The sequence below is a fragment of the Pseudomonas sp. URMO17WK12:I11 genome (assembly GCF_007677725.1).
Lineage (GTDB): Bacteria > Pseudomonadota > Gammaproteobacteria > Pseudomonadales > Pseudomonadaceae > Aquipseudomonas.
In genome coordinates this window covers 389,210-408,350 of the sequence record NZ_VEDF01000002.1, presented here as the reverse complement: position 1 = coordinate 408,350, position 19,141 = coordinate 389,210, and the positions used below count along the sequence as shown (strand labels likewise).

20 protein-coding genes are annotated in these 19,141 nt (G+C 63.1%); 5 read left to right on the top strand and 15 right to left on the bottom strand.

The window, feature by feature from the left end:
* Nucleotides 1-2: 2 nt before the first annotated feature.
* The 5 genes from FS665_RS05165 to FS665_RS05145 all read right to left on the bottom strand — a co-directional run bounded on the left by FS665_RS05165 (nucleotide 3) and on the right by FS665_RS05145 (nucleotide 5,178).
* Entirely contained in the window at nucleotides 3-1,343 is a 1,341-nt protein-coding gene (locus FS665_RS05165; RefSeq protein WP_145184401.1) for a hemolysin family protein, read from the bottom strand.
* A gap of 119 nt (nucleotides 1,344-1,462) precedes the next feature.
* Nucleotides 1,463-2,770, bottom strand: coding sequence for a phosphate regulon sensor histidine kinase PhoR (gene phoR / locus FS665_RS05160; RefSeq protein WP_145184398.1), 1,308 nt, complete (start codon nucleotides 2,768-2,770; stop codon nucleotides 1,463-1,465).
* A gap of 136 nt (nucleotides 2,771-2,906) precedes the next feature.
* Entirely contained in the window at nucleotides 2,907-3,596 is a 690-nt protein-coding gene (gene phoB, locus FS665_RS05155; protein ID WP_003253341.1) for a phosphate regulon transcriptional regulator PhoB, read from the bottom strand.
* 137 nt (nucleotides 3,597-3,733) lie between these two features.
* Nucleotides 3,734-4,624 carry a 4-hydroxybenzoate octaprenyltransferase gene (gene ubiA / locus FS665_RS05150; RefSeq protein ID WP_145184395.1) on the bottom strand — a complete coding sequence of 297 codons (891 nt, stop codon included), beginning with the start codon at nucleotides 4,622-4,624 and terminating at the stop codon, nucleotides 3,734-3,736.
* Nucleotides 4,624-5,178: a chorismate lyase gene (locus FS665_RS05145; protein WP_145184392.1), complete on the bottom strand. Its 555-nt coding sequence runs from the start codon at nucleotides 5,176-5,178 to the stop codon at nucleotides 4,624-4,626. Before FS665_RS05145 ends, ubiA begins: the two co-directional genes overlap by 1 nt.
* Nucleotides 5,179-5,367: 189 nt before the next feature.
* On the opposite strand from FS665_RS05145, the gene FS665_RS05140 reads away from it, so the two are divergent.
* From FS665_RS05140 to FS665_RS05125, 4 genes are all read left to right on the top strand, one after another.
* Nucleotides 5,368-5,535: a rubredoxin gene (locus tag FS665_RS05140; RefSeq protein WP_110743431.1), complete on the top strand. Its 168-nt coding sequence runs from the start codon at nucleotides 5,368-5,370 to the stop codon at nucleotides 5,533-5,535.
* Between the two features lie 15 nt (nucleotides 5,536-5,550).
* Nucleotides 5,551-6,699, top strand: coding sequence for an NAD(P)/FAD-dependent oxidoreductase (locus FS665_RS05135; protein WP_145184389.1), 1,149 nt, complete (start codon nucleotides 5,551-5,553; stop codon nucleotides 6,697-6,699).
* 186 nt (nucleotides 6,700-6,885) lie between these two features.
* Nucleotides 6,886-7,191, top strand: a complete 306-nt coding sequence (locus FS665_RS05130; protein WP_145184386.1) for an HU family DNA-binding protein — start codon at nucleotides 6,886-6,888, stop codon at nucleotides 7,189-7,191.
* Between the two features lie 137 nt (nucleotides 7,192-7,328).
* Nucleotides 7,329-7,703 (top strand): helicase, encoded by a 375-nt coding sequence (locus FS665_RS05125; RefSeq protein WP_145184383.1) that lies wholly within the window; start codon nucleotides 7,329-7,331, stop codon nucleotides 7,701-7,703.
* 48 nt (nucleotides 7,704-7,751) lie between these two features.
* Here the strand turns inward: FS665_RS05125 and FS665_RS05120 are convergent, their stop codons facing one another.
* The 6 genes from FS665_RS05120 to exbB form a co-directional block, all read right to left on the bottom strand.
* Nucleotides 7,752-9,155: an aminoacyl-tRNA deacylase and HDOD domain-containing protein gene (locus FS665_RS05120; RefSeq protein WP_145184380.1), complete on the bottom strand. Its 1,404-nt coding sequence runs from the start codon at nucleotides 9,153-9,155 to the stop codon at nucleotides 7,752-7,754.
* Between the two features lie 75 nt (nucleotides 9,156-9,230).
* Nucleotides 9,231-11,309, bottom strand: a complete 2,079-nt coding sequence (gene recG / locus FS665_RS05115) for an ATP-dependent DNA helicase RecG (protein WP_145184377.1) — start codon at nucleotides 11,307-11,309, stop codon at nucleotides 9,231-9,233.
* 3 nt (nucleotides 11,310-11,312) lie between these two features.
* The gene (locus tag FS665_RS05110; RefSeq protein WP_145184374.1) at nucleotides 11,313-12,239 is read right to left on the bottom strand and encodes a hydrogen peroxide-inducible genes activator; all 927 of its coding nucleotides are present in this window, start codon (nucleotides 12,237-12,239) and stop codon (nucleotides 11,313-11,315) included.
* Between the two features lie 94 nt (nucleotides 12,240-12,333).
* Nucleotides 12,334-13,065, bottom strand: coding sequence for an energy transducer TonB (locus FS665_RS05105; RefSeq protein WP_145184371.1), 732 nt, complete (start codon nucleotides 13,063-13,065; stop codon nucleotides 12,334-12,336).
* Entirely contained in the window at nucleotides 13,062-13,490 is a 429-nt protein-coding gene (gene exbD, locus FS665_RS05100) for a TonB system transport protein ExbD (RefSeq protein WP_145184368.1), read from the bottom strand. The genes FS665_RS05105 and exbD overlap by 4 nt, the downstream gene beginning before the upstream one ends.
* A gap of 3 nt (nucleotides 13,491-13,493) precedes the next feature.
* Nucleotides 13,494-14,459, bottom strand: a complete 966-nt coding sequence (gene exbB / locus FS665_RS05095) for a tonB-system energizer ExbB (protein ID WP_145184365.1) — start codon at nucleotides 14,457-14,459, stop codon at nucleotides 13,494-13,496.
* A gap of 190 nt (nucleotides 14,460-14,649) precedes the next feature.
* Between exbB and FS665_RS05090 the strand changes: the two genes are divergently transcribed.
* A complete protein-coding gene (locus FS665_RS05090) occupies nucleotides 14,650-15,507 on the top strand; it encodes an SDR family oxidoreductase (protein WP_145184362.1) in 858 nt (285 codons plus the stop codon).
* Nucleotides 15,508-15,524: 17 nt separating this feature from the next.
* On the opposite strand, the gene FS665_RS05085 is transcribed toward FS665_RS05090, so the two are convergent.
* Genes FS665_RS05085 through rpoZ form a run of 4 tightly spaced genes read right to left on the bottom strand, consistent with a single transcriptional unit; the run spans nucleotide 15,525 to nucleotide 19,137 of the window.
* Nucleotides 15,525-16,250 (bottom strand): hypothetical protein, encoded by a 726-nt coding sequence (locus FS665_RS05085; RefSeq protein WP_145184360.1) that lies wholly within the window; start codon nucleotides 16,248-16,250, stop codon nucleotides 15,525-15,527.
* A gap of 54 nt (nucleotides 16,251-16,304) precedes the next feature.
* Nucleotides 16,305-16,685 (bottom strand): RidA family protein, encoded by a 381-nt coding sequence (locus tag FS665_RS05080; RefSeq protein WP_145184357.1) that lies wholly within the window; start codon nucleotides 16,683-16,685, stop codon nucleotides 16,305-16,307.
* A 23-nt stretch (nucleotides 16,686-16,708) separates the two neighbouring features.
* Nucleotides 16,709-18,814, bottom strand: coding sequence for a bifunctional GTP diphosphokinase/guanosine-3',5'-bis pyrophosphate 3'-pyrophosphohydrolase (gene spoT / locus FS665_RS05075; protein ID WP_145184354.1), 2,106 nt, complete (start codon nucleotides 18,812-18,814; stop codon nucleotides 16,709-16,711).
* Nucleotides 18,815-18,873: 59 nt separating this feature from the next.
* Nucleotides 18,874-19,137: a DNA-directed RNA polymerase subunit omega gene (gene rpoZ, locus FS665_RS05070; RefSeq protein WP_016394025.1), complete on the bottom strand. Its 264-nt coding sequence runs from the start codon at nucleotides 19,135-19,137 to the stop codon at nucleotides 18,874-18,876.
* Between the last annotated feature and the right edge of the window lie 4 nt (nucleotides 19,138-19,141).

Below are 19,141 nucleotides of genomic sequence, written 5' to 3'. Positions count from 1 at the left end.
GCTCAGTCGAGCTTGAGCACCTTGGCCAGGACGATCTTGGGCCCTTTCATCTTCTTGATGATGATGCGCAAGCCTTCGACCTCGAGCACTTCTTCCTCTTCGGGCACGCGCTTGAGGGTTTCGTAGATCAGGCCAGCGAGGGTTTCCGCCTCGATGTGGTCGAGGTCCACGCCCAGCAGGCGCTCGACCTTGAACAGCGGGGTATCGCCACGTACCAGCAGCTTGCCTGGCTGGTACGCGAGAATGCCGCGCTCGGTCTTGCGGTGCTCGTCCTGGATGTCGCCGACCAGCACTTCGAGCACGTCTTCCATGGTCAGGTAGCCGATGACCTTGCCGTCGGCTTCTTCTACCAGCACGAAGTGCGCGCCACCCTTGCGGAACTGCTCCAGCAATTGCGAGAGCGGCATGTGCCGCGAGACGCGCTCCAGCGGACGGGCAAGGTCTTCGAGGTCGATGGTTTCCGGCAGGTGCTCGAGTTCCGCCAGTTCCAGCAACAAGTCCTTGATGTGCAGCAGCCCGGTGAATTCCTCGCGCTCGGTGTCGTAGACCGGGTAGCGACTGAACTTGTGGCGGCGCAGCAGGGCGAGGATTTCCTTGAGCGGGGCATGGGCATCGATGCTGACCATGTCTTCGCGCGAGTTGGCCCAGTCGACCACTTCCAGCTCACCCATTTCCACCGCCGACGCGAGCACGCGCATGCCCTGGTCGCTGGGGTCCTGGCCACGGCTGGAATGCAGGATCAGCTTGAGCTCTTCGCGGCTGTAGTGGTGCTCGTGGTGCGGGCCTGGCTCGCCTTGGCCGGCGATGCGCAGAATAGTGTTGGCACTGGCGTTGAGCAGGTAGATCGCCGGATACATCAGCCAGTAGAACAGGTACAGCGGCACCGCCGTCCACAACGACAGCAGCTCGGGCTTGCGGATCGCCCACGACTTGGGCGCCAGCTCGCCGACCACGATGTGCAGGTAGGAGATGACGAAGAACGCCACGAAGAATGATATGGCCTTGACCAGCTCGGCGCTGTCGACGCCCAGGTAGGCCAGCAGCGGCTCGAGCAAGTGGGCGAACGCGGGCTCTCCGACCCAGCCCAGGCCCAACGAAGCCAAGGTGATGCCCAACTGACAGGCCGAGAGGTAGGCGTCGAGCTGGTTGTGCACTTTACGCAGGATGTTGCCGCGCCAGCCGTGTTGTTCGGCAATGGACTCGACGCGCGTCGCGCGCAGCTTGACCATGGCGAACTCTGCCGCAACGAAGAAGCCGTTGAGCAGCACCAGCAGCAGGGCAAACATGATCATGCCGAAATCGGCGAATAACGAGGTGAGGCTGATACCAGGGGAAGGGTCCATGATGGAGTTTTTACAGGGTCCGTTTTGGCGTAGAGAAAAAAAAGTGCCAGCTCTTGCTGGCACGGGGGATCCAATGTAGCGGCTCTCAGCCTTCGACGGCAAGTCGCATCGACGCAATCTCAGCCCTTGGGGCCCATCAGCTGGGTAGGACCGAAGTGGCAGGTGAAGGTGCTGCCGTGCCCCGGCACGCTACTGATTTCCAGCTTGCCGCGATGACGCATCAACACGTGCTTGACGATCGCCAGGCCCAGGCCGGTGCCACCGGTATTCGACGCACGGCTGGAATCGACGCGATAGAAACGCTCGGTGAGCCGGGGCAGGTGCTTGGCGTCGATGCCAACCCCCGAGTCCTGCACCGTCAGGTGGGCGCCCTGGTCATCGGCCCACCAGCGAATGCGGATGCTGCCCTCGTCCTGGGTGTACTTGACCGCATTGAACACCAGGTTGGAAAACGCGCTGCGCAGCTCTGACTCACTGCCTTTGAGGCGCAAGCCTGGCGCAGCTTCGAGGGTAATGCGTTGCTTGCGCGGGCCCGACAACGCCTGGGCATCCTGCTTGATCGCCGCGAGCAGGGCATCGACAGCCACCGGCTGGTTATCCGACGGGTAGTCGGTGGCCTCGAGCTTGGCCAACAACAGCAGGTCATTGAGCAGCGTCTGCATGCGCGAGCCCTGCTGAGTCATCTGCTGCAGTGCTCGGGTCCAACGCGGGTTCACGTCCTCGACGTTATCCAGCAGGGTTTCCAGGTAACCGGTGATCACCGTCAGCGGCGTGCGCAGTTCGTGGGACACGTTGGCGACGAAGTCCTTGCGCATCTGTTCAAGCTGATGGATACGGGTGACGTCGCGCACCAGCATCAGGTGCTCGTTGTTGCCGTAGCGGGTGATGTGCAGTTGCACGCGCAGACGGTCGTTGATCGGTGAGGGGATTTCCAGCGGCTCTGCGTAATTTTGCGCTTCGAAGTACTCTTTGAAGCGCGGGTGACGCACCAGGTTGGTCACCGGCTGACCGCCATCCTGAGGCGTCTTGAATCCGAGCAGGGTCTCTGCCGCGCGGTTCCACCATTCCAGGTTGCCGTCGCTGTCAAGCATGATCACTGCATCGCGCAATGCCGCCGTGGATTCCTGCACCCGATCGATCACGGCCTGCAGGCGCCCGCGCACCCGTTGGTCGCGACGCTGCAAATGATAGATGCTGTCGAACACCTCACCCCACAGGCCGTAACCATCGGGCGGTGCTTCATCGGGTTGGTGATTGCGCAGCCAGTCATGCAGGCGCAGCAGCTGCTTGAGGGTCCAGCCCAGGTAGAGTGCCAGGCCAATGGCCAGGCTCCAGCCATAGTAACCACTGATCAGCCCGCCGATCAGGCAGACGGTGATCAACAGCAACAAATGACGAATCAGCGTGGCGTGCCAGTTCTGGTTCACTGGGGGGGGATCCTTCGGACCCAGCTGCAAGCTTCGAGCTGCAAGCTACAAGAGGTGCTGGATCCACGATGGTGATTAATCTCTAGAAGTCGATGCCGACTGCTCTTCCTTGAAGCTTGAAGCTTGCTACTGCTTTTCAGCTCTTGGTGGAGAAGCGGTAGCCGGTGCCGCGAACGGTTTGCACGAGGTTTTCGTAGGCTTCGCCCAGCGCCTTGCGCAGGCGGCGGATGTGCACGTCGACCGTGCGCTCTTCGACATAGACATTGCCGCCCCAGACCTGATCAAGCAACTGCCCGCGCGTGTAGGCGCGTTCTTGGTGAGTCATGAAGAACTGCAGCAGACGGTACTCGGTGGGTCCCATCTCGGCCGGCTTGCCATCGATGGTCACGCGGTGGCTGATCGGGTCGAGCAACAGGCCGCCGACTTCGATCGGCGCCTCGCTGTCGCTGGGGCCGGTGCGCCGCAGCACCGCCTTGAGGCGGGCGACCAGTTCGCGGGGCGAGAAGGGTTTGGTGATGTAGTCATCGGCACCGACCTCCAGGCCCTGGATCTTGTTGTCCTCCTCACCTTTGGCGGTGAGCATGATGATCGGGATATCGCCGGTCAGCTCGTCACGCTTCAGGCGCCGGGCCAGCTCGATGCCGGAGGTGCCTGGGAGCATCCAGTCGAGCAGGATCAGGTCAGGCTTGCGGTCGACGATGATAGCGTGCGCCTGCTGCGAGTTCTCGGCTTCCAGGCAGTCATAGCCGGCCATTTCCAATGCCACGGCGATCATTTCGCGAATCGGCGCTTCGTCGTCGACGATCAGAATGTTTCTGCCAACCATGCTCAAAACCTCTTCCAGAAATCCTGTCTTGGCCCGCATTAGATAACGGAATTATTGCAGCTGTGTGACAGAGGGTTGGCCGTTCTTGCGACATTAAATGACGGGGCCAGGCATTTTGCGCCTGGCCCACGGCATGTTCAGCGCAGTGCGTAATCCAGCACCACACCCACGAACACCAGCATACCCGCCCAGTGGTTGTGCAAAAACGCCTTGAAACAGGCCTCGCGGTCCAGGCTGCGCGTCGACCAGTATTCCCAGGCAAAGCACGCCGCCGCACCCAGCAAGCCCAGGTGGAACCAGCCACCCAACGCGAAGTGGGATCCGGCCAGCAGCAGGCAGGCCAACGAGGACAATTGCAAGCCGAGGATGATGTTGCGATCGGCCTCGCCGAACAGAATGGCAGTGGATTTGACCCCGATCTTCAGGTCGTCATCGCGATCGACCATGGCGTAGTAGGTGTCATAGCCCACCGTCCACAGCAGGTTGGCGATGTACAGCAGCCAGGCACTGGCCGGTAATTCGCCCCCGGCAGCGGTGAAGGCCATGGGGATGCCCCACGAATAGGCGGCACCGAGTACCACCTGGGGGTAATAGGTGTAGCGCTTCATGAATGGGTAGCAGAACGCCAGCGCCACTGCGCCAAACGACAGCCACATCGTGCGGCTATTGGTGCACAGCACCAGCAGGAAGCTCACGCCGACCAGAATGGCGAACAGCACCAGCGCCTCGCGCGATTTGACTCGGCCGCTGGCCAGTGGTCGATCGGCCGTGCGCTTGACGTGGCCATCGACCTTGCGGTCGGCGAAGTCGTTGATGCAGCAGCCGGCTGCGCGCATCAACACCACCCCCAGGCCGAAGATCAGCACGTTGGCCAGGGTCGGCGAGCCGTGCCCGGCAATCCATACCGCTGACAAGGTCGGCCACAGCAGCAGGTAGATACCGATCGGCCGATCCATGCGGCTGAGCTGAATGAAGTCCCAGGCGCGCGGGTGCAGGCGGTTCAGCGATTTGAGCAAGTGCAGGTACATCAGGGTTCCTCCGTGGCTGCGTGCCACAGCGCAGGCAGGAAAACCTCTGCCACCAGCAGTGCCAGGCCGTCGCGCTCGAAGCGCGAGCGCCGACCCCACAGCCCCGCTTGCGCGGCCTCGGCCGGCAGCCAGTGTGATGGGTAATGGCTCACTTCGATCGGCAGGCGAACGAACGCCTGATCGCAGAACAGCAGCTCACCCAGCGAACGACTGCCCAAGGTTTCCAGATCGAGGCCGCCGCGTTCGAGAGCGCTGCGGCTGGCGACGCTGCGGGCGAACACCCAAGGTTCACCGTGACCGCGCAGGAACACCTCACGGACCCAGCCTTCGGCGCCGGGGGCGATGTTCAGGGCCAGGCACTCGTCATCGCGCAGGGCTTGCCAGCCCTCGTACAACGGGGTGACGGCAAAGTGATCCTGGGACAATTGAATGAGGCGGCGGGTCAGCGAACCGTCGTCGAACAGCCAGTCCAAGGTCGGCTGGTCGACTGCGCTGGCCAGCTGTGAATACGTCAGCCACGCGACAGCGGCTGCTTGCGGGGATTCGTACGACACGTCGATATGCTTGATGACAGCCAGAGAGGCGGCGAGCTTAGCATGATTGCCCTGAGCGCTTGCATCCTGCCGGCAGGGCCGTTACAAAGCCTGCACGAATTGCGCACTGGCCATGTGGCGGCGCCCCAGCCTGCCAAGCGCCAGCAGCAGCAACACTTAGCCTGAGCCTGGACCAAGGAAAACGATCCGATGAAAAAGTGGCAGTGTATTGTCTGTGGCCTGATCTATGACGAAGCCGAAGGCTGGCCGGACGACGGCATCGCGCCGGGAACCCGTTGGGAAGACGTCCCGGCGGATTGGCTGTGCCCAGATTGTGGCGTGGGCAAGAGCGACTTTGAAATGATCTCCATCGGCTGATCGAGGAACAAGCGCATGACCGCTCCAGTGGTAATCATCGGTACCGGCCTGGCCGGTTACAACCTGGCCCGTGAATTTCGCAAGCTCGATGGCGTCACGCCGTTGTTGCTGATTACCGCTGACGACGGTCGTTCGTATTCCAAGCCCATGCTGTCCACCGGCTTTGCCAAGCAAAAAGATGCCGATGGCCTGTGCATGGCTGAAGCCGGCGCGATGGCCGAGCAGCTCAACGCCGAGATCCGTACCCACACGCGCATCAGCGGCATCGACCCAGGTCATCGGCGGCTTTGGGTCGGTGAGGAAGCGATCGAGTACCGCGACCTGATTCTGGCGTGGGGGGCGCAGACCGTGCAGGTGCCCATCGAGGGCGACGCTGCCGACAAGGTGTTTCCGGTCAACGATCTGGAAGATTACGCGCGTTTGCGCGCTGCGGCTGCGGGCAAGCAGCGCGTCCTGATCCTCGGCGCCGGTCTGATTGGCTGTGAATTCGCCAACGACATGCGCCAGGGCGGCTTCGACGTCGACATGGTCGCACCGTGCGAGCAGGTCATGCCCACGCTGCTGCATCCGGCTGCGGCGGCAGCAGTAAGAGCCGGATTGGAAGAACTCGGAGTACGCTTGCACCTGGGCCCGGTGCTGAACCGCTTGGTGCGCGCTGACGAGGGCTTGCAGGCGCATCTGTCCGATGGTCAGGTGATCGCCTGTGACGTGGTGGTGTCGGCCATCGGCCTGCGTCCGCGCACTGACCTGGCCGCCGCTGCAGGCTTGCAGATCAATCGCGGCGTGGTCGTCGACCGTCAGTTGCGCACCTCGCACAGCCACATCTTCGCCCTTGGCGACTGCGCCGAGGTCGACGGCATCAACCTGCTCTATGTCATGCCGCTGATGGCCTGTGTGCGGGCGCTGGCGCAGACCTTGGTCGGCAACCCCACCGAGGTCAGCTACGGCCCCATGCCGATCACCGTGAAGACTCCGGCTTGCCCATTGGTGGTCTCGCCGCCACCGCCCGGCACAGAAGGATCCTGGCAAGTCAGCGGGCAGGGCCGCGACCTCAAGGTGCTCTGTCATGACGCCGATGGCCAACTGCTGGGCTATGTACTGACCGGCAGCGCGGTGATGGAGAAACTGGCGCTCAACCGCCAGCTCCCGGCGTTGATGGCGTAAATCGCGGGCGTTCTGTCGGATTTATCCTGTTGTTGCCAGCACAATGGCCGTCCCGATACTGGCGCGGCCTTGGCGAGCGTGCCATTCTCAGTTCCGTCTGCCGCAGGTTAGAGCCTGCGGTGCCTTGAACGCTGCTCCAATGGCAGCACGGCATAACAACAAGAATTCCGTCAAAGAGGCTTCACTATGCGTAAACCAGAACTCGCCGCTGTCATTGCCGAAAAGACCGATCTGACCAAGGACAAGGCCAATCAGGTGCTCAACGCTATCCTCGACAGTATTACCAGTGCCCTGGACAAGGACACCGTGACCTTGGTCGGTTTCGGCACGTTCGAGAAGCGCCATCGGGGTGCGCGCACGGGCAAGAATCCGCAAACCGGCGAGCCGGTGAAGATCAAGGCCAGCAACACCGTGGCCTTCAAGCCTGGCAAGAACCTGCGCGACAGCGTCAATGTGGCGGCCAAGCCAGCGAAAGCCACGAAGAAAAAATGAGATTGGCACTGTCACTCGAACGGGCGCCCACGGGCGCCCGTTGTACGTTTCAGCGGCGAAGTGTTACGAACTTGGCTAAATAATTCAGGAAAAGGCTAAACTGCGCGTCTCAGTCATTTTGTATTCGAGGCGTGTTGATGAAGTTTCGCTTTCTCCTTTGGGCCATGGGCCTGCTGATGGCCCGAGCCAGCCGCACCAACCCGGCGTTCCAGCAGCAGCTCAGGGACAAGGATCTGGTGTTCCAGATGCAGACGCTCGACGGCAAGATCGCTCGGCACTTCATCGTCAGCGGCGAGCGGGTCAGCAGCAAAGCCGGCACCTATCCGCAGCCTGCCTTCGCCATCGCTTTCAAGGATGCGGCTTACGGCTACACCACGCTGCAGGCGAGCAACAAACAGCTGGCCTTCATGCAGGGTATCCAAGACAAGCACATCCAGATCAAAGGCAATCCGGCGCTGGTCATGTGGTTCCAGGGGCTGATGAAATACCTGAAACCCAAGAAGAAACGCTGACCAAAACCGGTGGGCGCAACACGTTGCGCCCACCGCGCATGCCGGTCGTCAGTGTGGAGCGTTGAACTGCGACGCCAGTTCGCGCAGCAGCGACTCGGCCTCAAGCACCTTGTTCACCACATCATTGGCCTTGTCGCGGCTGATGCCCAGGCGCTTGAGCAGCTCGTCCGGAATTTCCTCCTGCGGCCCCGAGCCGATGCCGCGCGAGCGCAGCAGGCGGGTGGCCAGGCACACCAGGTTGGGATATGCCGAGTTTTCGCCGTCGTATGCCGGATCATGCTGGAAACGCAGGGCGGTCGACAGCTCTTCGGGCATGTCCCACAGCTTCATCAGCCAAGCGCCGATCTGCTCACGGCTGATGCCCAGCAGGTGCTGCTCGACGAAGGTGTGCGGCAGGTGCGGGTTGACCTCCAGATGGCGGCAGATCAGCGAGAAGTGCGGTGGGAACACATGCGCCAATAGCAGGTAGCCGAAATTGTGCAGCAGCCCTGCGAGGTAAGTCAGGCCGGCCTCGGGGCGTTCGGCGCGTGGCATGGCACGGGTCAGGCCTTCGATGATGGCGGCCGTATAGATCGACTGCTGCCAATACGGCGTGGCCTGCTGGGGCTGATCCTTGGGCAGGCTCAAGGTCTTGCCCAGCGCCAGGCCCAGGGCCAGATTGATCACCAGGTCGAAGCCCAGTACGCGCACGATGGCATCTTCGACAGAGCGGATCTTGCCGGGTGACGCGTAGTAGGGCGAAGCAGCCCAGCTGACGACTTGGGCGGCCAGGGCCGGGTCGGTTTCCACCACGCCGGTGATGTCGTCGATGCTGGCATTGGGGTCGACCCGCAGCTTGATGATTTTTTGTGCAGTGTCGGCCAGCGGAGGAATCTCGATGGTTTCCTCCAGGCGCTTCTGGATGCGCCGTGCGGTGAACGCTTGCACCGCCAGAGTGATTTCCTTGGGGTCGTCATCCGGGCGGTCGAGATTGGGACGGATATCGCGAACGGGCTGGCCGAAGCTGCCGGCGCTGGCCTTGATCAGCATGCGCTTGAAATCGTCGCGGTGAACCTTGAGCAGCAAGCCGGTTTCACCGGACTGGATCAGCAGGTGCTCGGCCTCGAGCAACTTGCCTTCATACAGGCAGGGCGAACTGGTCAGCGCCGGGATCGCCGGCAATGCCTTGAGCTGGTGTTTGTCGAGCATCTGCTTGAGGCGCGGCAGCGGGACGGCCTTGAGCTTGCGCCCGGTGAGCTCTTCCAGGCGGCTGAGGTCCAGCAGCTTGCTTTGCGGGAACAACACCAGCAAAGCGCCAATCTCGTCGTCGAGGAGGATCGCCTGCACCTGTGATGCGCTCGACAGCGCTGGGTGCTCTGCCACCTCTTCGTAGGGCACGTGGAGTTTTTCGAGCAGTAGCCGGATGACAGACGGTGCGTGTGGGGTTGCAGTGTCCAGGGCAACTTCAGTCATGGTCTGTATCCACTAATCTTTTAAAAGCGAAGTATAACCAGCCTGTCATCAAAGCTGGATCCATTATGGCCAGGCTCATACCTGGCCATATTGCTGGCCGTGACGCAGCCAGCGGTCGAGCAAGGGGCTAACGTGGTCCGGCCAGCGCGCCAGCAGCGCCTGGGCGGCATCGCGCACGGCCGGCAGCAGGTCAGCGTCACGCATCAGGTCGGCCACCTTGAACTGCAGCAGGCCGGTCTGGCGGGTGCCGAGCATCTCGCCCGGGCCGCGCAGCTCCAGGTCTTTTTCGGCGATGACGAAACCGTCATTGGTTTCGCGCATGATGCCCAGGCGTTCCCGTCCGATTTGCGAAAGCGGCGGGTGGTAGAGCAGCACGCAGTGGCTCACCGCGCTCCCTCGGCCGACCCGGCCGCGCAGCTGGTGAAGCTGGGCCAGGCCCAGGCGCTCGGGGTTCTCGATGATCATCAAGCTGGCATTGGGCACGTCGACACCCACTTCGATCACCGTGGTCGCGACCAGCAGTTGCAGACTGCCCTGCTTGAACTCAGCCATGACCTCGGCTTTTTCCGCAGGCTTCATGCGCCCGTGGATCAGGCCCACGCGCAGCTCGCCGAGCGCACTGCCAAGCTCTTCGAAGGTGCTTTCGGCAGCCTGGCAGGTGAGTTCTTCGGATTCTTCGATCAGGGTGCACACCCAATAGGCCTGGCGGCCTTCTGCGCAGGCGGCGCGCACACGTTCGACCACTTCGAAACGGCGGCTGTCGACCACCAGAACGGTGTTGACCGGCGTCCGCCCGGGCGGCAGTTCGTCGAGCACCGACGTGTCCAGGTCGGCATAGGCGCTCATGGCCAGGGTGCGCGGGATGGGTGTGGCGGTCATGATCAGCTGGTGCGGGCACAGCTCTCCGGCCACGCCTTTCTTGCGCAGGGCCAGGCGCTGCTGTACGCCAAAGCGGTGTTGTTCGTCGATGATGGCCAGGGCCAGGCGCTGGAACTTCACTTCTTCCTGGAACAAGGCATGGGTCCCGACCACCATCGGCGCACCGCCGGCGATCTGCTCGAGGGCGCTGGCGCGGGCCTTGCCCTTGAGCTTGCCGGCGAGCCAGGCGACCTCGATGCCCAGCGGCTCGAGCCAGCGCTTGAAGGTGATGTAGTGCTGTTCGGCGAGGATCTCGGTAGGTGCCATCAGGGCGACCTGATAGCCGGCTTCCAGTGCCTGTAACGCCGCCAGGGCGGCGACCACCGTCTTGCCGGCGCCGACGTCGCCTTGCACCAGGCGCAGCATCGGTTCGTGCTGGCTCAAGTCATAGGCAATTTCGCCGGCGACGCGCTGTTGCGCGCCGGTCGGCTGGAAGCCCAGGTTGGCCAGGTATTGGGCCGGCAGACGCTTGGCTTTGGGCAGTACCGGGGCGCGCAGGCTGCGCAGGCTCTCGCGCAGGCGTTGCTGAGACAGCTGATGGGTCAGCAGTTCCTCGAAGGCCAGGCGGTGCTGCGCCCAGTGCTGGCCCTCGGCAAGTTCGTCGAGGTCGGCATCGGCGGGCGGGTTGTGCAGATAACGAATGGCGTCGTCCAGCGGCGCCAGCTGATAGTCGCGGGCCAGCTCATCCGGTAGCCAATCGGGCAGGCTACGGGGGCCAAGCATGCTCAGGCTCTGCTGGCAAAGCTGACGCAAGCGCTGTTGGGTCAGGCCTTCGGTGGAAGGATAGATCGGCGTCAGGGTCTGTTCGACCGGCGGCGGCGGCTCGTCGCCGTTGAGCGCGCGGTACTCCGGATGGTAGATCTCCAGGCCCGAGGCGCCGGGACGCGCCTCGCCGTAGCAACGCAGGTGCGTGCCGCGCTTGAGGCCTTCTTTTTGTGCGTTGCTGAAATGGTAGAAGCGCAGGCTCAATACGCCAGTGCCGTCGCCCAGGCGCACGACGAGGCTACGGCGCTTGCCCATGGTCACGTCGGCACCACTGACCACCCCTTCGATCACGGCATCCTGACCCGGCCGCAATTGGCCAATGGGCACCACGCGGGTGCGGTCCTGATAGCGCAAGGGCAGATGAAACAGCACATCTTGCAGGTTTTCCAGGCCGACCTTGGCGAGCTTTTCCGCCATGGCATCGCCTACGCCCTTGAGCGCCGTGACCGAAACCTTCGACAGCTCAGTCATGGATCAGGCCGACGGGTCCGCGGGCGCCTTGGCAACCGAGCACAGGCGAATCGAGTCGGCGAGGATCTCGATGGCTTTCGGCCGCGGGAAGCTGGCGCGCCAGGCGATGGCGACGGTGCGGAACGGCGCCGGAGCCGTCAGCGGACGGACTTCGATCACGCCCGGCGCATAATGATGGCTGTGCACGGCCGACAGCGGCAGGATGGACACGCCCAAACCCGAGGCGACCATGTGGCGGATGGTTTCCAGCGAGCTGGACTCGACCGTGGTGTGCTTTGCGCCTTCGCCGCCCTTGATCAGGGTGGGGCAAGCCTCGAGCACCTGATCGCGGAAACAGTGACCTTCGCCTAGCAGTAGCAGGCTCTTGTCATTGAGCAGCGCGGTGTCGATGGTCTTCTTCGCCGTCCAGGGGTGGTCGGCAGGCATGAGCGCACAGAAGGGTTCGTCGTACAGAGGCAGGGTCAGGACATCGGCTTCATTGAACGGCAGGGCGATGATCACCGCGTCCAGTTCGCCATTACGCAGTTTTTCGCGCAGCACGTGGGTGAAGTTTTCTTCGATATACAGCGGCATCTGCGGCGCTACGCGGTGCAGCTGCGGAATCAGGTGGGGGAACAGGTACGGGCCGACAGTGTAGATGGCACCGACCTTGAGCGGGGCGGTCAATTGGTTCTTGCCCGCCTGGGCCAGCTCGCGAATCCCCTGAGCCTGCTCGAGCACCTTCTGCGCCTGGGCCACGATGCTCTCGCCAACCGGGGTCAGACGCACCGCGCTCTTGCTGCGTTCGAAGATCAATACACCCAGCTCGTCCTCAAGCTTTTTCACGCCGACCGAGAGCGTCGGTTGGCTGACGTGGCAGCGCTCGGCAGCATGGCCGAAGTGCTGCTCTTGGGCGAGCGTGACGATGTAGCGTAGTTCAGTGAGGGTCATAACGTGCGTCCATGAAGTTGCGGGCCCAGCATAGCGGCTGCAATCGATAGACGCACGTTATCAGACTTGCCGATTTGTGACAGAAACAAAAGTATCAGCGACGGTCCAGCGAGTAGACGAACGGCGCCACCACCTCGATCGTGCCATTGGTCAGCAATTCCGCAGGCGGCTTGGGCACCTTGCCGGCGCGGCGGATCATTTCCATCGTCGCCCGGTCCAGGGCTGCGCTGCCCGAGCCGCCGGCCATGGAGTAGGAGACGATCTTGCCGTCGGCATCGACCACGAAACGCAGGCGGTTGATGCCCTGCAGGCCGCGACGGCGTGCGTCCTCCGGATAGCGCTTGAACTTGCCCAGGTGACGCAGCAGGTCGCTTTGCCAGGTTGGCAGCGCCTTGCTGTTGGCCGCGATGCTCGGTGCCGGGGCCGCTGACTTCTGCGGTGGCGCCTCGCTTGGCGGGGTATCGGCGACTTCCTGCTTGGCCGGTGGCTCGTCCTTTGGCGGCTCAGGCTTTTTCTCAGGCTTGGGCGGCTGAGGTTTGGGCTTGGGCTTGGGTTTGGCGACGGCGATCTTCGGTTTCGGGGCCTCGACCAGCTTCGGCATCGGCGGCTCCTCGACCGGTGCAGGCGGCTGCGGGGCGGCTTTGGGCGGTGGTGGCGGCGCAGGCTCGGGCAGCGGTGCCAACTCGACCATCATGGCTGCCGGCGGCAGTTCGATGGCTTGGGGCACCGACCAGTTGAGGGTCAGCAGCACGGCGACCACGTGCACGCCCAGCACGATCGCCAGGCTGCCAACGTAGCGCGCCACGTTTGAGCGCGGTTTGGTCATTTCTTGGCTGCCGTCTCGAGCCCGACCAGACCGACTTTCAGGTAGCCGGCCGCGCGCATGGTGTTCATCACCTCCATCAGGTCACCGTAGTCCACGCCTTTGTCAGCCTGGAAGAAGATGGTGGTTTCCTTGTCGCCCTTGGTCTTGGCATCGAGCATCGGGCCAAGTTGCGCCGGGGTGGCCACCTGATCGTCACCGACGTAAAGTTTCTGGTCAGCCTTGACGCTGACGAACACTGGTTTTTCCGGCCGTGGCGCCGGTTTGGCGCTGGAGGCGGGCAGGTCGACCTTGATATCGACTGTGGCCAGCGGTGCGGCGACCATGAAGATGATCAGCAGCACCAGCATCACGTCGATGAATGGCGTCACGTTGATTTCGTGGTTCTCGGCGAGGTCGTCGCCACCTTCGTTCAGATGCAGGCCCATGGTTTACCCCACTTTCACCATGTGCGGGGCGGCGCGCTCGCCACCTTGGTGGTCCAGGTCACGGCTGACCAGCAGCAGTACCTGGGCAGAAGCGTCGGACACCTGAGCCTTGTAGCCGGCGATCGAACGCGCGAAGACGTTGTAGATCACCACCGCCGGAATCGCCGCCACCAGACCCAGAGCGGTCGCCAGCAGGGCTTCGGCGATACCGGGGGCGACCACGGCCAGGTTGGTGGTCTGGGTTTTGGCGATGCCGATGAAGCTGTTCATGATGCCCCAGACGGTACCGAACAGACCCACGAACGGGGCGGTGGAACCAATGGTCGCCAGCACACCGGTGCCGCTGCTCATGGTCCGGCCGCTGGCGGCGACCAGGCGCTCGAGGCGGAAGCTCACGCGCTCCTTGATGCCTTCTTTCTCGCGAGCGTTGGCCGACAGGCGCATCTCTTCGAGGGCGTCATGCACCAGCGTGTGGGCCAGGGTGCCTTCCTTGTTGGAAACCTCGCTGGCGTCCTTGAGGCTGACCGACTTCTTCAATGCCGCGATCTCGCCCCGCAGGCGGCGCTTGGCGCCCAGCAGCTCGAAGCCCTTGGCGATCCAGATGGTCCAGGTGATGATCGAGGCAATGGCCAGGCCGATCATCACGGCCTTGACCACGACGTCGGCATTTTTGTACATGCCCCAGGGCGACAAGTCATGTGCCATGCCCAGGGAAGTATCTTCAACCAGTTCCTGGGCCGCTGGATCGGCCACGGGGGCAGCGGCGGGCTGGCCTTCGGCGGCGGTCGGGGCCTGGCCTTCGGCGGCAACCGGGGTGGCTGGCGCAGCGGCAGCGGCTGGCGTTGCAGCAGTGGCGTTCGGCTCATCGGCCAGGGCCACCGGGGCCAGCACCAGGCTGAAAACCAGCGCGGCGATGGCGCGCCAGGCGCGCGACGGGGTTGGCGAAGCGGAAGGTTGAGTACGTGTCATGCTAGCCGGACCTGATGAAGAAAAAGTGAGCGTTCTCCAAGGCCTCGAGATAGGCCGAGAACAGATAGGGCCGCCATTATTGCAAGTAATTCTTGTTAACAAAAGTAATCTCGTTGCTTTTTTCGCCCAGGGCCTAGCCGCCCATCGTGTAATCCGGCTAGCCTGACCCTTTGGTCTAGGGAGTTTCATGATGTCGGACCTTTCCGCAATGATTGTGGGATGCGGTGATGTTGGCGGGCGTCTGGCCCGACAACTGTTGGCCAAGGGCTGGCACGTCAGCGGTCTGCGCCGCACGGTCAGTGCACTGCCTGAAGGGGTCGAAGCCATCGCAGCCGATCTAGCGAATCCGGTCATTCCCCAAGCCTGGCCGCTGCGATCGCCTGACTACCTGGTGTACTGCGTTGCCGCCAGTCAGCACGACGAGGCAGGCTATCAATCAGCCTATGTCGACGGCTTGCGGCATGTGCTGGGCTGGTTAGCCGATCGGGGCCAGCGACCACGGCGCTTGCTGTTCGTCTCCAGCAGCAGTGTGTTTGCGCAAAAAGATGGGCAGTGGGTCGACGAGACCAGCGCCACCGAGCCTGAGGGGTATTCCGGGAAGATCATGCTGCAGGCCGAAAGCCTTGCCCATGCCAGCGGGCTGCCCGCGTGCGTCGTGCGCCTGACCGGCATCTATGGCCCGGGGCGCGAGTGGCTGCTGAGCCAGGTGCGCCAAGGGTATCGGGTGGCGGTCGATCCGCCGCTGTATGGCAATCGCATCCACGCCGAGGACGCGGCTGGCCTGATGGCTCACCTGTTGCAAGCTGACGTGGACGGGGTAGCGCTGCAGGACTGCTACATCGGTGTCGATGACGCGCCCGCGCCGCTGGCCGAGGTCGTGGCGTGGCTACGCCAGTACCTGGGCGTTACTCACTGGTCGGATGAGCAACGCGTGCGGCGCACCGGTAGCAAGCGTTGCAGCAATGCCCGGGCACGGGCGTTGGGCTGGGTGCCCGCCTATCCGAGCTACCAGGAAGGCTACGCCGCCATACTCGCAGGCAAGCGCTGAACCCACGGGGAGCGCCTTCAGCTGCGCTCCAGTACCCACTGCCGGGGGCCGGGGCTCAGCTGAGGAATCTCGTCGGCGTTGGCGGTATTGACCGCCTGGTAGATCGTCAGCGTGTTGCCGTCGCGCTTGAAGATGAACGGCGCCCCACGCTGGTTGCGTTCGAGCCACAAGCTGTCGTTGTTGCCGCCCATGCTGGCGCAGTCGCCGGCCAGGCACAGGGCGAATCGGTCCGGGCCTGGCAGGCCGGTGACATTACCCGTATCGCCAAAGCGCACGGTCGCGCCCTGGCCCTGACCTTCGATGATTTTCCAATCTCCGCCCAGGTAGGCCTGATACAGCGCTTTTTCGAACGTTGCGCCCAGCGGCGCATTGCCCGCCTGCGCGGCGCGAACGAAGGTTCGCTCGCTGCCGTTCGCGGCCGTGGCCTTGAGTTCGTCGCCATCGAGCTCCAGTTGCTCGGTCTGGCCACCTTCGAAGCTCGCCTGCCAGTGCTTCTGGTCAGCGCTCAAACGGCCATCGGCCGCTTCGAAACCATTGCTGAAGCTGGCCTGCTGGCGAGTGACGTCAAGCTTCCACTCCAGCACCGGGCCATGGGTATCGAGGGCTTGGCGCAGGCTGCCATTGTTACTGGCAGCGTCGATGGCGGCCTGGTTGATCCAGGTGCCGTTGAAGTCTTCAGGCTTGTGGCTGGCGCAACCGCTCAGAAGCAGGGCTGCCAGCGCGAGGGGCAGTGCTTGACGCATGACGGGATAACCTTGCAAAGGAGGGTGACGGGCGATCAGCCCGTCACCGTGGCATCAGTCGATGACCAGGATGGCGTCCATTTCGACCTGGGCGCCTTTGGGCAGTGCGGCAACACCAATGGCGGCACGCGCAGGGTACGGCTGCTCGAAGTAGCGGCCCATGACCTCGTTGACCTTGGCGAAGTGGCTCAGGTCGGTGAGGAAAATGTTCAGCTTGACGATATCCTTGAACGAACCGCCCGCCGCTTCGGCCACCGCCTTGAGGTTCTCGAACACCTGTACGGTCTGCGCTTCGAAGCCTTCGACCAGCTCCATGGTCTTGGGGTCCAGTGGGATCTGGCCCGACATGTACACGGTATTGCCGGCCTTGATCGCCTGAGAGTAGGTGCCGATAGCGGCAGGGGCCTTGTCGCTGTTGATTACCGTCTTGCTCATGATGACTCCTTGCGGTTGGCGGACTACGTACGCATGCGGGTGATGCGGACCACGCCGGTCAAGGTACGCAGCTTCTTGATCACACGCGCCAGGTGCACACGGTCGTGCACGCTGACCACCAGTTGGACCACGCTGATACGGCCGTCGCGTTCGTCCATGCTGATTTTCTCGATGTTGCCGTCGGCGGCATTCACGCTGCTGGCCAGCAGCGCGATGAGCCCGCGCTGGTGTTCGAGCTCGACACGCAACTCGACATTGAACTCGCCAGGGATGTCCTTGGCCCAGGAAAGCTGAACGCATTTTTCCGGGTTGTGACGAATTTCACTGATATTGCGGCAGTTTTCCAGGTGCACGACCATGCCTTTGCCAGCCGACAAATGGCCGACGATCGGGTCGCCGGGGATCGGCGTGCAGCACTTCGCGTAGCTCAGTACCAGGCCCTCGGTGCCGCGGATCGCCAGCGGGCCTTCCGGTGCCGGCAGCGGTTCGCCCTCGGCCGACAGCAGGCGGCGGGCGACCACGTAGGCCATGCGGTTGCCCAGGCCGATATCCTCGAGCAGGTCTTCGGTCAGTTCCAGGCGGTACTCGCTGAGAATCGCCTGGATACGCTCCTGCGGAATTCGCTCCAGGCTGCTGTCGAAACCTGTCAGCACCTTGTTCAGCAGGCGCTCGCCGAGGCTGATCGATTCGGAACGGCGCTGCTGCTTGAGGGCGTGGCGTATGTGCGTGCGGGCCTTGCCGGTGACCACGAAGTTGAGCCAGGCCGGATTCGGCCGGGCGCCTGGAGCGCTGACGATTTCGACGGTCGAGCCACTTTGCAGCGGCTCGGACAGCGGCGCCAGGCGCCGGTTGATGCGGCAGGCGATGCAGCTGTTGCCGACATCGGTATGCACGGCGTAGGCGAAATCGACCGCGGTGGAGCCTTTGGGCAGCTCCATGATGCGGCCCTTGGGCGTGAACACATAGACCTCGTCCGGGAACAGGTCGATCTTCACGCTCTCGATGAATTCCAGCGAATTGCCGGCGCGCTGCTGCAGCTCGAGGATGCCCTTGACCCACTGCCGTGCACGGGCATGGCTATTGGGTTGATCGTGCTCGTTGGACTTGTACAGCCAATGTGCGGCAATGCCGTTGTTGGCCATCTCTTCCATTTCGCGGGTACGTATCTGGATTTCGATGGGCACGCCGTGCATGCCGAACAAGGTGGTGTGCAACGACTGGTAGCCGTTGGCTTTGGGAATCGCGATGTAGTCCTTGAAGCGGCCGGGCAGTGGCTTGTACAGGTTGTGCACGGCGCCGAGCACGCGGTAGCAGGTGTCGACCTTGTCGACGATGATGCGGAACGCATACACATCCATGATTTCGGTGAAGGCGCGGCGTTTGCCGCGCATCTTCTTGTAGATGCCATAGAGGTGTTTCTGGCGCCCGCTGACTTCACCTTCGATGCCGTCGGCGGCCAGGCAGTTGGCCAGCGAGTGTTCGATCTTGGCGACGATTTCCTTGCGGTTGCCACGCGCACTCTTCACCGCGCGATGAATCAGCGAGGAGCGCATCGGGTGCATGGCCTTGAAGCCCAGGTCCTCGAATTCGACGCGCACGGTGTGCATACCCAGGCGATTGGCGATGGGCGCGTAGATTTCCAGGGTTTCCTTGGCGATGCGTCGGCGTTTCTCGCCAGACAGCACTTCAAGGGTGCGCATGTTGTGCAGGCGGTCGGCGAGCTTGACCAGGATCACGCGAATGTCGCGCGCCATGGCCATGGCCATCTTCTGGAAGTTCTCGGCCTGCGCCTCGGCCTTGGTCTCGAAGTTCATCTGGGTCAGCTTGCTGACCCCATCGACCAGCTCGGCGACGGTTTCGCCAAACTGCTGGCACAGCGCCTCTTTGGCGATGCCGGTGTCTTCGATGACGTCGTGCAACATGGCGGCCATCAGGCTCTGATGGTCCATGTGCATGTCGGCGAGGATGCTGGCCACGGCCAGCGGATGCGTCACGTAGGGCTCGCCGCTGCGGCGGCGTTGCCCGTCGTGAGCTTGTTCGGCGTAGAAGTAGGCGCGCCGAACCAGGTTGACCTGTTCGGGGCCAAGGTAGGTCGACAGCCGTTCGGCCAGGGCTTCTATACCCGGCATGGTTTCACCTCTTGCCGGGGAAGAGGGCCTTGTGCCGCGCGACGTCGACCGGGCATGGATCAGACAGCCTCGTTGGACTCGTCCTCGAATGCGGCGAAGACCGGATCCTCGGTGACGATCTCTTCAGCAGCGATGAACTCGGGGGTCACGATACCTTCGGCGATCTCGCGCAGGGCGACAACGGTCGGTTTGTCGTTTTCCCACGCAACGCGTGGCTCTTTGCCGCCGGTAGCCAGCTGACGGGCGCGCTTGGTCGAGAGCATGACCAGCTCAAAACGGTTATCCACGTGTTCCAGGCAGTCTTCAACAGTTACGCGGGCCATGGTC

Bases quoted from the DNA above. Each gene is read 5' to 3' on its own strand.
- FS665_RS05105 (WP_145184371.1), bottom strand. From the start codon at position 13,065: ATGACCAAACCGCGCTCAAACGTGGCGCGCTACGTTGGCAGCCTGGCG.
- FS665_RS05120 (WP_145184380.1), bottom strand. From the start codon at position 9,155: ATGACTGAAGTTGCCCTGGACACTGCAACCCCACACGCACCGTCTGTC.
- FS665_RS05125 (WP_145184383.1), top strand. From the start codon at position 7,329: ATGAAGTTTCGCTTTCTCCTTTGGGCCATGGGCCTGCTGATGGCCCGA.
- spoT (WP_145184354.1), bottom strand. From the start codon at position 18,814: ATGCCGGGTATAGAAGCCCTGGCCGAACGGCTGTCGACCTACCTTGGC.
- exbD (WP_145184368.1), bottom strand. From the start codon at position 13,490: ATGGGCCTGCATCTGAACGAAGGTGGCGACGACCTCGCCGAGAACCAC.
- phoB (WP_003253341.1), bottom strand. From the start codon at position 3,596: ATGGTTGGCAGAAACATTCTGATCGTCGACGACGAAGCGCCGATTCGC.
- recG (WP_145184377.1), bottom strand. From the start codon at position 11,309: ATGACTGAGCTGTCGAAGGTTTCGGTCACGGCGCTCAAGGGCGTAGGC.
- FS665_RS05090 (WP_145184362.1), top strand. From the start codon at position 14,650: ATGTCGGACCTTTCCGCAATGATTGTGGGATGCGGTGATGTTGGCGGG.
- FS665_RS05140 (WP_110743431.1), top strand. From the start codon at position 5,368: ATGAAAAAGTGGCAGTGTATTGTCTGTGGCCTGATCTATGACGAAGCC.
- rpoZ (WP_016394025.1), bottom strand. From the start codon at position 19,137: ATGGCCCGCGTAACTGTTGAAGACTGCCTGGAACACGTGGATAACCGT.
- FS665_RS05085 (WP_145184360.1), bottom strand. From the start codon at position 16,250: ATGCGTCAAGCACTGCCCCTCGCGCTGGCAGCCCTGCTTCTGAGCGGT.
- FS665_RS05080 (WP_145184357.1), bottom strand. From the start codon at position 16,685: ATGAGCAAGACGGTAATCAACAGCGACAAGGCCCCTGCCGCTATCGGC.
- FS665_RS05135 (WP_145184389.1), top strand. From the start codon at position 5,551: ATGACCGCTCCAGTGGTAATCATCGGTACCGGCCTGGCCGGTTACAAC.
- FS665_RS05130 (WP_145184386.1), top strand. From the start codon at position 6,886: ATGCGTAAACCAGAACTCGCCGCTGTCATTGCCGAAAAGACCGATCTG.
- FS665_RS05110 (WP_145184374.1), bottom strand. From the start codon at position 12,239: ATGACCCTCACTGAACTACGCTACATCGTCACGCTCGCCCAAGAGCAG.
- ubiA (WP_145184395.1), bottom strand. From the start codon at position 4,624: ATGTACCTGCACTTGCTCAAATCGCTGAACCGCCTGCACCCGCGCGCC.
- FS665_RS05165 (WP_145184401.1), bottom strand. From the start codon at position 1,343: ATGGACCCTTCCCCTGGTATCAGCCTCACCTCGTTATTCGCCGATTTC.
- exbB (WP_145184365.1), bottom strand. From the start codon at position 14,459: ATGACACGTACTCAACCTTCCGCTTCGCCAACCCCGTCGCGCGCCTGG.